Raw genomic sequence first — 14,124 nt, forward strand, 5'->3', positions numbered from 1 at the left:
AAAGCGGCTTTTGGCCGCTTTTTTTGTGCTTATGCTATGGCATTCAGTTGCGCTTCGCAGGTTTGCAGCATGGTTTGCATTTCCTGCAAATACTCGCGGGTTTGGTTGCTTATCTGGGGTATCAGCGCCTTATAATAATCAATACCCTGCTGTAGCTGCTGCCTAAATTTGTCGAGATATTTTTCCTTTTTGGTGTTCATGTTGTTTACCGAGCGGGCAACCTCTTTGTTCAGGTACTCCAGGTAAAGGTTAAGCTCGTTAATGAACAGGTTAGGGCGGCTCACATTTTTAAGCAGGTTAAGCTTACCGTATATATGATTTACCATTTCATCTAACGAGTATGTAGCCTTAAAATAAGCCAGGTTAGGGCCGGGGCAAATGGCTACAGCCTTATTTTCGCGGGGTTTTAACAGATTATTTTTAATATAGGCTGACACGGCCAATCCTTCGCAAAGGCATATTTTTTCGGTTACTTCGTGTATCTGCCGGTATAACTCATCTACGGGCAGATTAGCTGCCATAAGCTGTTCAATTTTTAAATGCTGATACTGACGTGATGCCGTACAGATGGGCTCGGCCGTAAACTCGGTATTGGTACACAAATATTTTTTAGTACAGGGGCTGCCAGGGCGATGTGCCATAATACGCTTTAACCGCAACTGCTGTATGCTTGCAGGTTTAAAGTTGTTAAACAGCACACCCAGCGGAGATGCAGCGCTTACGTAAAAATCATCCGGCTTTGCCTCGGTTAACTGGTGCAGTGTTTCTTCATCAACATTGGTAGCTTCGGGCACCAGTAAAAACGGACTCCCCCAGCCGGTGGCATCCAGCGCGTAGTGCTCCAGCAAAAAGCTATTTTCGGCAGCGGTGCCTATGCCTCCTTGCACACTGATGCGCGTTGACGGGTTATTGACAACGCTATATCCCTTTCCATTTAATGCCTGCAAGTACATAGCTTGCAACTCATTAAACATTTCCTGGCGTTTTTCATTGAATTCCTGCAATATGGGACCAAGCAACAGGCCATCAGTGGCAAAAGCATGACCACCGCAGTTCAGGCCCGATTCAATACGGAACTCATGTACCCAGATGCCTTTTTTAGCCAAAAATTTTGCCTGTATCAATGCCGACCGGTAATCGCTCACCTTCAGTATCACCCGCTTCCGAGTATTTCCATCAGCATCCGGAAAAAAATCGCTGAACTCCTCAAGGTAACTATACAACCGCGGGTTCATACCGGCTGATAGTATGACCGAGGCATTCAGGCCACTTTGTGCAAAACCACGCAACGCGGCTAAGGCATCGGTGTTGATCTCGCCGGTGCTGTGGCCATCCTTGTCAAAGTTCATTTTATCAACCTTGGCCATAATATTTACATCGATACTGCCGGGCTGCATCTCGTTACGCAGTTGCTGCTCCAGTTTGTGTTTCAGTTCGGCATCACCGGTGTTTTGCATTAGTACGTATTTTTGTTTTAATGGCGAGCCATCGGGCAGCATTTCAAAATAGCGGTCAATATCGTAACCCTGGCTAAATGGCTGCTGCTTTAGCGCTAACATCTGTTTGGTAACATAGGTATTCAGCATATCAAGATATGCCCTGATGCGCCTTGCACGATAATCGTGCTCATTTTTTTTGATCGGGATATATTCGTCATTATGCTCACGCGTATGAAATTCTCGCATACGCTCTACCAGCTCATCATCAACAATTGAAACTACTGATGATATGCCATAGCGCGCTACTTTAAGCGGGGTATCAATAGAAAAGGCCAGCCCTAAAACGGGGATATGAAAATTATGCATCGTTATTTAAATCAATTTTATTCAATAAAAAAAGCGGCTGATAACCGCTTTTTTATTCATACCACACTAATCCTGTTGTTAAACTATTACAATGATGATCATTGCCACGTGAATTAAAATACTGGCCGCGAATAGCTTAAGTACGGTACGGATACCGGCTCCGGCCATATTGGCGATCAGGTTTGCAAAAAAGCAGATCATGGTTACGGCTAACACCGCGGCAGAGCCGTCAAAGTAGTAGCTCAATACTGCCGGGATGGGTAAAAATACTACGCCATGCACCATCAGTACTAAAAAGAACCATAGGGTTTGGTTGCTTTTTTGCGCGTCGGCAAACTCATTAAACTTGTCCCACAAGTTAAAATGCAGGGTTGCCGGTTGGTTATCACTTACGAAATGCGGGGTTATTGTTTTTATAGTTGCCATAACATTTATCGTTTTGTTTACAATTCAAAATTGCGGATAAACGCTAACCTGCACCATGACAGCCATCATTACAAAAAGTGACCTTACGCACATTTTTTATTTGCATAACGCGGGTGCATCCATACCCGCCGGACTGAGATAGGGCACATTAAGCGCCAGGCCCCGCAGCACAAACCACCCCCCCAGGCATAGCATAAAATAAGGCACCACTATATTCAGCTTTCGCCTGAGCGATACGGTAAAAAAGCCACTGCCAAGCGCGGCGGCGAACATCAGCGGCAGCGTGCCCATTCCAAACCAAAACATAAACCCGGCCGAACCCGACACCGTACCTGTATTTACTGCGCCAATTAGTGCCAGGTAAACAAAACCGCAGGGCAGCAAGCCGTTGAGCATACCGGTAATTAAATGCCCGGCACGGTTTTTTAACGCCCATACCAGCATATTATTAAACGGCTGCATCAACTTTACAGCGATGCCCGTACTTTTAAAAGAGTGTTTAATTAAGCGGGATAAAGCCGCCAGGATTATGAGCACTCCGCTTACAATGCTTAACCCGTTCTGGACGTTGGCCAGCCATATTTGCTTGCCTATCAACCCGATGATCAAACCGAGTATCACATAGCTTATGGTGCGACCAAACTGGTACAGCAGTTTATCAAAAGCAAGCAGCCACGCCGAGCGCCCGCTAAAGGGCACGGCCAGCATTAACGGCCCGCACATGCCAATACAATGTACACTGCCGAAAAGGCCGATAAAAAACGCTACCTGCCAGTCGCTCATGGTAAGGTGATCTCTTGTTTATATAAGTATTGACTGCTGCCCTGCTGCCAGTTGATAACCAGTTGCCACCGTCCTTGCTTAAAATCAGTTAACGGTACGCTGAACAAACCACCCGTGCCGGTAGCCAGATCCATAGCTTTATCAAACCGTTGCCCTGACGGGCGGAGGAAGGTGAGTTTGCCGTTTGCCTCGCCGGTAAACTGAATGTTCAGGGTGTTGCCTGCTACCTTAATTACAGGCTGTGCATTATCCTGCTGTACATTTTTTTGCTGCGAGTATTCACTGTTGTAGGCCAGGCCTTTTTCATAATAGCTGTTATCATAATCATCGGCAGGCTGCATTAACATGTAAACCGCCATGCAGATAATAAAGAGCATAAAGGTTACCATACCGGTAACCAGCCATTTGCCCCAATTCCAATTTTTAATTGCTTCCATAAACCGGTCCTATAAATGCTGTTGATATGGTGCTGAGCGTTTCATGGCCCCGCATCACTTTAATTTCAATATCTGTTTTAGCGCTTTTAATTTTGCTGGCGGGTATCATTAAAAAGAAAACCGCCTTACCCTCGCTTTCGGCCTTTAAATTACCCGGGGCTTGTATGTATTTTACTTGGATAGCAGGGTCATCAGTAATCAAGGTGATCTGTTGCGGAGTGCTGGTTTTATTGATCAGATCGGCATTATATATATTGCTGATGTAACCGCCCGGCTGCTCCTGGTAAAGCATCCCTGCCGACCGCAGTATGGTAACATCAACCGCACTGCGTTTAAGCACAAAGGAGGTAAGCACACCCAGCAGCACCACAATTACCGCGCTGTAAGCAACCATGCGCCCGTTAAACTTTGGCCGTTCCTTTTGGGCGATGCTTTCTTCGGAGTAAAAACCGATGAGGTTAAGCGGCTTGTTGATCTTTTCCATCACCTGGTTACAGGCATCAATACAAGCGGTGCAGTTAATACACTCCAGTTGGGTGCCTTTGCGTATATCAATGCCTGTAGGGCAAACATCCACACACAAGCCGCAATCCACACAATCGCCTTTTTTAGTTTGATCTTCTTTCTTAGAGATCTTACCCCGCGGTTCGCCACGCAAAAAATTGTAGGCTACCACCAGCGTGCTCTTATCAATCAGCACACCCTGCAAGCGCCCGTACGGGCAGATCACGGTACACACTATCTCGCGTATTTGACTATACACCAAGTAAAACACTACTGTAAATACACAAATACTGATAAAGCCCGACCAGTGCATATCAACCGGCTCGGTTATAATACCGATCAGTGTTTCTTTACCGATAATGTAGGCCAGGAAAGTATTGGCTATCAAAAACGATAGCACGATGAAGATGATATGCTTTGATGTTTTCTTGACCAGTTTTTCGCGGGTTAGCGGGCCTTCATCCAGCTTGCGGCGCTTTTTGGCATCGCCCTCAATCCAGATCTCTATTTTACGAAAAACCATCTCCATAAAAATGGTTTGCGGGCATATCCACCCACAAAATACCCTGCCGAACGCTATGGTGAACAGTATGATGCACACCAACCCTGCCAGCATAGCCAGCACAAACAAAAAGAAATCCTGCGGCCAAAATACCTGCCCCAGTATTACAAAGCGGCGCTCCAGCACATTAAGCAGTAACAATGGGTGCCCGTTTATGCTGATGAATGGCCCCGCGAAAAACAGCAGCAGGTAAACATAACTTAACAGGCTGCGGTAGCGGTACAGCTTACCTTTGCGCACAACCGGGTACATCCATTTACGGCCACCGCCATTGGTAGTATTAGGTTGTGCGTTAATATCAGTGGTAAGCATTTTCTTAGTTTTTAAATAGATGCCGTTTTAGCGGCGGCATCATCATCCTTGTATATATCGCCCTGCGCCTCTTTGGCACCGGCAGGTTTTGTTCCGTATATTGATTTGATGTAGTTGGCTACATCGGCAATTTGTTTAGGGGTAAGCTGTTTCTCCCAGTTAGGCATACCCTTGGCCTGCACGCCATATTTAATGGTTTTAAACACATCGTTTATTTTGCCGCCATGCAGCCAGTACTCGTCTGTGAGGTTGGGGCCTACTACACCCTGCCCGTTCTCGCCATGGCAGGCGGCACAATGGGTTTTAAATACCGTAGCGCCCGATTGCAGCACCGCGCCATCCTTTGACAGGGTGACCGTATTTTCATCAACCCGGTTAGCTGATTTTGACAAAAAGACTTCCTTTTCCTTATTGGCGATGGTCATTTCAGTTTGATATTCCTGATCCTGCAATTGCCCTATGCCAAATACATGGTAAACAAGCAGGTAACCAACAGCAAACACAATGGTAATGTAGAACAAGCCCATAAACCAGGCAGGCGTTGGGTTGTTCAGCTCCTTAATGCCGTCAAAATCATGTTCGGTAAGCAGCGACTCTTCCTCGGCCATCGGGCGTAAAGAGAGCAGCTTATTTACCAGGCTGTTCTTTGGTTTAGCGGGTACTACCTCGGCTTCAGGCTCGGCAGGCGCAATTTTAGCCTCCGCACCCAGCAGCAGGCGGGTAAGTACTTTAAACGTACGCAGCAGCACCAGCATGGTTACTACAAATAATACCAGCATCAGCATAATGGCACCGTAGCCAATGTAGTTCATGGTATCAACAGGCATCAACGTATCATCGGCTGCCATTACAGGGGCAGTGCCTAAAGTTGTTATCAGCACCAACGCGGTCAATAGCTTTTTCATAGCTCTTGTATGTTTAAGTGTGTAGGTTGATTATCGCTCAGGGGTATATCGCTCATGTAGTCGGCGTGTGGCTTTTTTATGCGGATAAGCATTACCGTTACCACGATGAAGAACAGTAGGAATATGGCTAACGAGGTGATGAGGTAAACCTGGTTACCATCAATACCCTGTACAAATTGTTTAAACATGGCGCTTAGTTATTAGCGGTTTTAGTTACTTTAATATCAGTACCCAGGCGTTGCAGATAGGCTATCAGGGCTACTATCTCGCGGTCGCTTTGTACCTTGATCTTGTCTTTGGCCAGGTTATCGGCAATGCCTTTGGCCTGTTTATCCAGCTCGGTATTGGCCAGCTTGTCGTAACCGGCGGCATACGGTACACCCAATGTGCGCATGGCGTTTATTTTTGATGCCGTGGTGGTGGTGTCCAGCTTTTGGTTGATGAGCCAATCGTAATTCGGCATAATACTGCCCGGCGACATCAGCCGTGGATCGAGCATGTGGTTATAGTGCCAGGCGTTGCTGTACTTACCCCCTTCTCGTTGCAGATCGGGCCCGGTACGTTTTGATCCCCAAAGAAAAGGGTGATCATACACAAACTCACCGGCCTTGCTGTACTCACCGTAACGCTCCGTTTCAGACCGGAAAGGCCTTACCGTTTGCGAGTGACAGTTAACGCAACCCTCGCGGATGTATATATCACGCCCCTGCAACTCCAGCGGGGTATAAGGTTTTACACTGGCAATGGTGGGTACGTTTGAGGAGATGGTCATGGTTGGGATCAGCTCAATGATACTGCCTATCAGTATCACCAGTAATGAAAGTACCATGAGTTGTATCGGCTTACGCTCCAGCACACGGTGCCAAAAGTTGTCGCCCTCGTTATGGGCTACAAAAACTTTTTCCAACGGCATCGCTTCGGCGGGTTCCTGCGCTACCAGCTTGCCTATGGCCATGGTGCGTGCCAGGTTATAAGCCATTACAATTACACCAACCAAATACAGCCCCCCGCCAACAGCACGCATAACATGCATCGGGATGATGCGCAGCGTGGTTTCTAAAAAGGTGGGGTATTTCAGGATGCCTTCGGGTGTAAATTCTTTAAGCATCAGCCCCTGGGTAAAACCGGCCCAATACATCGGCACGGCATAGAACAAGATACCCAGCGTACCTATCCAGAAATGGAATGAGGCCAGTTTGGTTGAGTAAAGCTGCGTACGGTAAATTCTCGGTATCAGCCAGTACAGTATGGCAAAGGTTAAAAAACCGTTCCAGCCTAAAGCGCCTACGTGTACGTGGGCTACTATCCAATCGGTAAAGTGGCCAATGGCGTTTACCTGCTTTAATGATAACAGCGGCCCCTCAAAGGTGGCCATACCATAAGCGGTTAAACCAACCACCATAAATTTAAGCACCACATCATCGCGCACCTTATCCCAGGCGCCACGCAGGGTAAGCAACCCGTTGATCATGCCGCCCCAGCTTGGCGCTATCAGCATAATAGAGAATACGATGCCCAGTGATTGTGCCCAACCCGGTAAGGTGGTGTACAACAGGTGGTGCGGCCCTGCCCATATATAAATAAATATCAGCGCCCAAAAGTGAAGGATACTCAGCTTGTATGAATACACCGGGCGGTTGGCCATTTTAGGCAAAAAGTAATACATCATGCCCAGGTATGGTGTAGTTAAAAAGAAAGCCACCGCGTTATGCCCGTACCACCATTGCACCAGCGCATCCTGCACGCCGGCATACAGGTAATAGCTTTTTAAACCTGATATAGGCAGCTCGAACGAGTTAACGATATGCAGCACCGCTATGGTTACAAATGTGGCAATGTAAAACCAGATGGCCACGTACAGGTGCCGCTCGCGGCGTTTAATGATAGTACCGAACATGTTGATACCAAACACTACCCATATCAGCGTAATGGCGATATCTATAGGCCATTCCAATTCGGCATACTCATGCGACGTGGTGAAACCCAGCGGCAGTGTTATAACAGCTGATAAAATAATAAGCTGCCATCCCCAAAAGTGGATCTTGCTCAGGGCATCGCTGAACATGCGGGCCTTTAACAGCCGTTGCAGCGAGTAGTAAACGCCCATAAAAATGGCGTTGCCCACAAACGCGAAGATCACCGCATTGGTATGCAGCGGGCGTATGCGGCCAAAGGTGGTGTACTGGTTGCCCATGTTCATGCCGGGTTTAAATAACTGCATGGCTACCAGTAGCCCTACCGTCATCCCTATAATTCCCCAAACAATGGTGGCAATTCCAAAATTTCGTACAATCTTGTTATCGTAGTAAAATTTTTCGGGTTGCATAATATTGCGGTTAGTTCAAATAAATTAATGGTGTAAAATTACCCGGACTGACGTGCCCGGCACGTGATGCCCGTTGGCCAAAAACATGATACAGATCATTTTTCGGCTTCGCCGGAGGTATCATCATCCAGCAGGATGCGCACGGAGGGGGTATAAAGGTCATCGTGCTGGCCTTTGCGCTGCGCCCAAAAAAAGGCACATAAAAAGCCCAGGGCCAGCAGTATGCTGCACCCTATCAAAAAATAAATTATGCTCATAACAATTGGCGCTTTTTGGCTGCCACATGGGTGGCAATACTGGTGAATGATATGATGGTGGCCGTGCTTAGCGGCATCAGGATAGCCGCGGTAAGCGGTGATAGTTTGCCCGTTACCGCGAAACTTAAACCGATGAGGTTATAGGTAAGCGATATAAAAAAGGAAATATGGATAACCTTTACAGTATCCTTAGCGAATTTTAAAAACCGCGGAAAACTTTTTAACGACCGCCCGTCCAGAATGGCATCACTGCCCGGCGAAAAGTTGTTCACGTTATCGGTAATGGCAATACCCAGGTCGCTTTGCTTTAATGCGCCGGCGTCATTCAACCCGTCGCCCAGCATACTTACTTTTTTGCCCCGGCTTTGCAATTCTTTTATAAAATCCAGCTTTTGCTGCGGCGATTGCCTGAACAGCATGTTTGTGTTGTTAAAGTAAGGCAGCAACTCCCGGCGCTCATGATCCTGATCGCCGGATAAAAGGTAGAGATTGTAATCAGGCGATAAGGCGGCCACGTCCTGCAAACCCTCACGGTATTGGTGGTTAAAGCTGTAATAACCGCAATAAAAGTCATCAATAGTGACGTGTACCATAGTGGTGTTGCCTAACTCGTAACCACCATCCACTACAAATTCGCTGCTGCCAATGGCCACCAGATGATCGCCTATTACGGCACGGATGCCCTTGCCCGGCACTTCGTTATAAGCCGATACAGGCAAAACTGTACCCGCTCCTAAATAAGCGCAGATCTGCCTGCTAAGAGGATGCCCGGAGTTGATACACACGCTTTGCACCAACTGCCTTTGCGTGGCCGAAAGCGTGGTATGGTCGGTAAGTACTTTATTATTGTTGTTGGTGATGGTGCCTGTTTTATCAAACACCAGGGTATTAATGCGGGCTAACTGCTCAACCACTGCGGTATTTTTGAGGTAAAAAAAGTTACGGTCGAACACGCTCAAAGCGGCCGACATGGTGAACGGCGTGCTCAGCGCCAAAGCGCAGGGACAGGCCACAATCAGCACGGCGGTAAACGCAGAAAGCCCCCGCTGCCAATCGAAAGGCAACCAAAAAAACAGCGAACCAAAAGCGATTACCAGCAGCACGATGGTAAAATGCTTGCTCACCCGCTCGTTAAAGGTTTGCATCCGGTTATCCTGCTGGCGGGTAAAGGCCTCGTTATTCCATAACTGCGTAAGGTAACTTTGCGATACGGGTTTTACAATCTCCATCTCCAAAGCCTCGCCCATTTGGCGGCCGCCGGCATAAATAATTTCGCCCAAAGTTTTATTTACCGGTGCCGATTCGCCTGTTACAAAACTAAAATCGATCATGGCGTTGCCTTTTAATAAGATGGCATCGGCAGGAATGATCTCGTTATTACGGATACGGATGCGCTGACCCACTTTCAGGTCGCTCAATGGTAAGGGCTTTTCTCCTTCATCACTTATCACCTGAACCGCCACGGGAAAGAACGACCGGTAATCGCGCTCAAAAGAAATATGGTAATAGGTTTTACGTTGAACAAATTTACCGACCAGCAGAAAGAATACTAACCCGCAAAGCGTATCGGCAAAACCAGGACCGCTATGGGTGAGTATCTCGGCAACGGTGCGTATAAACAGCACGGCAATACCCAGCGCCAACGGGAAATCAATATTCAGCACCTTATTTTTAAGATTGTGATAAGCCGATGTAAAGTATTCGGTGCCGCTGTAAAATGCTACCGGCAGCGAGAACACGATGTTCAACCAGCCAAAAAACTGGCGGAAACTTTCTTCTTGTCCCGAAAGGCCTAAATATTCTGGGAAACTCAGCAGCATTACGTTGCCAAAGCAAAAACCGGCTACGGCAATCTTACGCACCAGGTTATCTTTTTGACCGGCAGATTGTTTTTTGACCACATCCTGCAGGTTAATATGTGGCTCGTAGCCAATATCAAACAACAGCTCAACCACCTGGCGCAGGGTTATCTTACTATTATCGAAACGGATGTTTACCTGTTTCTTCAAAAAATCTATCCGACTGTAATAAATAGCGGGGTTAAGCCGGTGTAACTGCTCCAGCAACCAGATGCACGAGCTGCAATGGATGTAAGGGATATAAAAGGTAACGATGGTGATACCGCCATCCGTAAAATCAACCAGGTCGCTGATGATCCTGGGTTCATCCAGGTATTCAAAGCGTTTATCGGTACGGGCGCGGTTGGCACCGGGATGCTCGTTATAATTATAGTAATTACACAACCCGCTTTGCGATAGTACCTGATACACCCCACGGCAGCCTACGCAGCAAAACTCCTTTTCGTCAAACTGATAGGTGGTTTCCTCACAATCCTGCCCGCAGTGGTAACATGTTGATTTTGTAGTGGTATTAACTAACATAATGGCTCGCTTTAGTTAATACAAAGGTGTGATTACCACCCCACCGGTTAAATGATGCAAAGAGGCCTCAAAAGTGACGTGCATCACATTTTAAGGCCTTTAAATATTACACTTTAGAAATTAGGCGCGATGAAGCGCTTGCTCGCGCATGGGTAAACCAGCAGCGGAATATCAATGTGCTTTGCCGCATGGTGGGTATGGCTGCGGCTGAACAACTGGTCAAAAAAGTTATGCTCACGGTGTATAATAGCCAGCATATCAATCATGCCATGTTCCGCTATCCATTCCAAACCACGGTTAACATCAGTGTTTTGCACGTGGCGGTAAAATACGTTGTTGTAGTTTATACGATTGGTAACATCGCGCAGGTAGGCGTCAACCTTGCCTTCATACTGATAATTGTTTTTGGTTACATGAAACAATACCAGCTCAGCCTTAAAGTAACGTGCCAGGCTGGCTACCGACTGCACGACTTCAATTTCCTGATCGCTCAGGTCAGTAGCGATGGCTATGCGCCTGATGGGTTTATAGGCATGCTTTGGCGGTACCAGCAGCAGCGGCACCGTTGTTTTGCCTATCATATCGTTACTGGTACTGCCCAGAAAGAATTTCTGCACGTCGCCGGCGCCGGATGTGCCTATTACGGTTAGGCAAACCCTGTCCTCAACCGCTTTTTCGTTTACCATTTCGGCTACGTTACCGGCGGAGCTTTCGCAGGCGGTAAGCACCTCAACGCGGCGGGTTTCGTCGGCATGGGTGAGTTGGCCGGCCAGCTTGTTTAGCGCGGCGGTGGTGTTTTCAACCACGGCATTATAATCATACAGCGGCCAGGCCACCTGCGGCGCCAGGGGCGATTCAGCCGCGATGCGGAAACTGTTGAACAGCTTTACACGCGCGCCGATAGCTCCGGCTATCTTAACAGCATATTGTGCGGCGTTTTCGGCAACGGCCGAAAAATCGGTAGGGACGAATATGGTTTTCATTATTTTCAGTTTAAAAAATGATTATTTTTGAACAGCCAGTGTAGTATCAGCATTATATAAAGCGGCTATAAGGGCTTTGTCTTGGTTATATATGTCCGGATAATCAGTCAGCACACCATTGGTAACCATGCAGGTGAGGTAGGTGATCTTGATGGCTACGCCACGCTTAAGGGTAAACGTATTGGTTTGATAGTTGAGCAGCGCCTTTTTGAGTATAGGCACCTTGCCTGCCGCCCTATCATTTACCAATAACAGGGCGGCCAGTTTATCGGCATTTTCAACCCGTACACAGCCATGGCTAAGGGCACGTTGAGTTTGGGCGAACAAACTTTTCTCGGGCGTATCGTGCAAGTAAATGCTGTACGGGTTATCAAACCTAAAAACAATAAGCCCCAACGCGTTATCACAACCTGATGACTGCCTTGCGCTATACCCCGCCGGGTTATTACTGATCTGTTTAAGCATTGCCGGCGTGGCCGCTACGTACTGGCCTTTGCTGTTGAACAGTGCAAACTGGTTACGGGTTAAGTAACTTGTATCGCGCAGGGCTTTTGGCATCAGCTCCTTTATAAATATTTTATTGGGCACACGCCAGTCCGGTGCGGTGGTAAAGTACTTTACCATACTTTGCAGCGCAGGGGTTGGGGTTAATGGTTTACCCACCACTACCCTGAACCGGTAAGCCGTATCAGGCAGATGATATTGCAGTGTATACGATGGTATATTAACAAGCAGATAGGCCTTGTCATCGGCATTAACCCAGCGCAGGCGTTCCAGGTTAATGGCTACCTTTTGCACTTCGGCACCGGGCGTTTCGTAACAATCACCTACATATTGCCCGGTCATCAGCCGTAGCATACTTTGCAGGTCGGCATATTCAGTAAACGCGGGTTGCACGCCCAGTATCACTGCTGACGGATCTTCAAAACGGATGGCTTTGCGCAGCACCAGCCCGGCATCAAAAACGGCATTGGCCTTTGCATCAATAACCGTCGGGGTTTGTACAGGGTTAAGTTTGCCATAATGCAGGTGGTTGGTAAGGGTTATCAGCGCGTCGGTAAGTAGTATTTCAAAATACGCTTTGTCGGCATCAGTAATATTTTCGGGAGTTTCGAGCATGGTGTGCAGCCTGTCATAACTCAGTTGTTGCGGATGATAATCATCATGCGTTAAACCGTACTGCTTTACACAATCAAGCAGCATCATGGCATTCCAGGTAGGGCGCGGGTTGGTTAATGGCTTTATCCAGATGGGCATATAATCGCCCTGTTTGTAAAAACGGGTTACCGAGTTAGGGAACTGCAAAGGCGCACCGGCACCGTTAAGCCATGTTTTTATTTGGATGGCGATCAGGCTATCCTGCCGGGTATTGGCAAGGCTTGCATTTATACCACTTATAAGTAATATAACACCCAACATTACCGACTTTACATATTGATAATCAAGCTTTTTCATGACTTTGCTGTTTACGGTGTAAAGGTCGGTAAGGCTGGGCGATTAAAATGTGACGGCCATCACATTATACGCTGATGCTACGCAAGTTTAACCTAATGTTAACGCCGCTCAAACAGCCAGGCAAAGGGTTTGTATTTTTGTTTGGGCTTGAGGCCGTACTGTTTAATGCTTTTCTCGGTGATGAGTTGCACGGCCTCTTCAATACTATCAGTCACTAAAAACAGGTGATCATCCTTTGCGCCGATGGTGGCCTCGCTCTTCATTTTTTCGATGTAGCTGAGCAGTTCGGCATGATAGACCTTACCCATAATGATGATCGGGAAATCCTTTATTTTATGGGTTTGGATAAGGGTGAGCGCCTCAAAAAACTCATCCAGCGTACCATACCCGCCGGGCATCACCACAAAAGCGAACGAATATTTTACCAGCAGCACCTTGCGCACAAAAAAATGATCGAGGTACACCCATTTATCCAGATAGGGATTGGGCATTTGCTCAACGGGTAACTGTATATTACAGCCTACCGAGCGGCCGTTTACATCCTTAGCGCCACGGTTAGCGGCTTCCATCAGGCCGGGACCGCCGCCCGTAAGTATGGTAAACCCCAGCCGCGCAAAAGCGGCAGAAGCACGGCGGGCAACATCATAATACGGATGATCCTCCTTAAAACGGGCCGAGCCAAATACCGTGATACACGGGCCCACAAAATGCAGCGCCCTGAACCCGTGGATAAGCTCGAACAAAGTTTTGACAGCAAACTTAAACTCCCGCCACCGCGACTGCGGTCCATCAAGAAACACAATTTCTGACTTGCTCATTACTGACTGTTTTACCGGCACTATATGCCGCTTACAAATATTATGACGATGAACTTAATAGGAAGTGACAATGGTCACGGGGATTGGTGATGAGAAGCATGGATTGCCGTATCACCTGACATCTGTAACTGATAAAGAAGTTATCAAACGCTTTATTCATAAATTACAGC

At 47.4% G+C, this 14,124-nt stretch carries 13 protein-coding genes; all 13 read right to left on the reverse strand.

Features of this window, described 5'->3' with window-relative positions; genetic code table 11:
- Nucleotides 1–29: 29 nt before the first annotated feature.
- The 13 genes from ABD960_RS15305 to ABD960_RS15365 all read right to left on the reverse strand — a co-directional run bounded on the left by ABD960_RS15305 (nucleotide 30) and on the right by ABD960_RS15365 (nucleotide 13,954).
- Nucleotides 30–1,805: a hypothetical protein gene (locus ABD960_RS15305; protein ID WP_345332058.1), complete on the reverse strand. Its 1,776-nt coding sequence runs from the start codon at nucleotides 1,803–1,805 to the stop codon at nucleotides 30–32.
- Nucleotides 1,806–1,883: 78 nt separating this feature from the next.
- Complete coding sequence (locus ABD960_RS15310; protein ID WP_345332060.1) at nucleotides 1,884–2,231, reverse strand: hypothetical protein; 348 nt, start codon at nucleotides 2,229–2,231, stop codon at nucleotides 1,884–1,886.
- Between the two features lie 96 nt (nucleotides 2,232–2,327).
- Nucleotides 2,328–3,014 (reverse strand): sulfite exporter TauE/SafE family protein, encoded by a 687-nt coding sequence (locus ABD960_RS15315; RefSeq protein ID WP_345332062.1) that lies wholly within the window; start codon nucleotides 3,012–3,014, stop codon nucleotides 2,328–2,330.
- Nucleotides 3,011–3,451 carry a FixH family protein gene (locus ABD960_RS15320; protein ID WP_345332064.1) on the reverse strand — a complete coding sequence of 147 codons (441 nt, stop codon included), beginning with the start codon at nucleotides 3,449–3,451 and terminating at the stop codon, nucleotides 3,011–3,013. Before ABD960_RS15320 ends, ABD960_RS15315 begins: the two co-directional genes overlap by 4 nt.
- Nucleotides 3,438–4,829 carry a cytochrome c oxidase accessory protein CcoG gene (gene ccoG / locus ABD960_RS15325; protein WP_345332066.1) on the reverse strand — a complete coding sequence of 464 codons (1,392 nt, stop codon included), beginning with the start codon at nucleotides 4,827–4,829 and terminating at the stop codon, nucleotides 3,438–3,440. The genes ABD960_RS15320 and ccoG overlap by 14 nt, the downstream gene beginning before the upstream one ends.
- Before the next feature lie 11 nt (nucleotides 4,830–4,840).
- On the reverse strand, nucleotides 4,841–5,734 hold the full coding sequence (locus ABD960_RS15330; RefSeq protein ID WP_345332068.1) for a cbb3-type cytochrome c oxidase N-terminal domain-containing protein: 894 nt from the start codon (nucleotides 5,732–5,734) through the stop codon (nucleotides 4,841–4,843).
- Nucleotides 5,731–5,922, reverse strand: a complete 192-nt coding sequence (locus ABD960_RS15335; protein ID WP_345332070.1) for a hypothetical protein — start codon at nucleotides 5,920–5,922, stop codon at nucleotides 5,731–5,733. Before ABD960_RS15335 ends, ABD960_RS15330 begins: the two co-directional genes overlap by 4 nt.
- Before the next feature lie 5 nt (nucleotides 5,923–5,927).
- A complete protein-coding gene (ccoN, locus tag ABD960_RS15340) occupies nucleotides 5,928–8,060 on the reverse strand; it encodes a cytochrome-c oxidase, cbb3-type subunit I (RefSeq protein ID WP_345332071.1) in 2,133 nt (710 codons plus the stop codon).
- 95 nt (nucleotides 8,061–8,155) lie between these two features.
- The gene (ccoS, locus tag ABD960_RS15345) at nucleotides 8,156–8,317 is read right to left on the reverse strand and encodes a cbb3-type cytochrome oxidase assembly protein CcoS (protein WP_345332073.1); all 162 of its coding nucleotides are present in this window, start codon (nucleotides 8,315–8,317) and stop codon (nucleotides 8,156–8,158) included.
- Nucleotides 8,314–10,698, reverse strand: coding sequence for a heavy metal translocating P-type ATPase (locus ABD960_RS15350; RefSeq protein WP_345332075.1), 2,385 nt, complete (start codon nucleotides 10,696–10,698; stop codon nucleotides 8,314–8,316). The genes ccoS and ABD960_RS15350 overlap by 4 nt, the downstream gene beginning before the upstream one ends.
- 113 nt (nucleotides 10,699–10,811) lie before the next feature.
- Nucleotides 10,812–11,681 (reverse strand): universal stress protein, encoded by an 870-nt coding sequence (locus tag ABD960_RS15355; protein ID WP_345332077.1) that lies wholly within the window; start codon nucleotides 11,679–11,681, stop codon nucleotides 10,812–10,814.
- A gap of 21 nt (nucleotides 11,682–11,702) precedes the next feature.
- A complete protein-coding gene (locus tag ABD960_RS15360; RefSeq protein ID WP_345332079.1) occupies nucleotides 11,703–13,136 on the reverse strand; it encodes a L,D-transpeptidase family protein in 1,434 nt (477 codons plus the stop codon).
- 98 nt (nucleotides 13,137–13,234) lie between these two features.
- Nucleotides 13,235–13,954, reverse strand: coding sequence for an LOG family protein (locus tag ABD960_RS15365; protein ID WP_345332081.1), 720 nt, complete (start codon nucleotides 13,952–13,954; stop codon nucleotides 13,235–13,237).
- Nucleotides 13,955–14,124 lie beyond the last annotated feature (170 nt).

The organism is Mucilaginibacter defluvii (assembly GCF_039543225.1).
Taxonomy (GTDB): domain Bacteria; phylum Bacteroidota; class Bacteroidia; order Sphingobacteriales; family Sphingobacteriaceae; genus Mucilaginibacter; species Mucilaginibacter defluvii.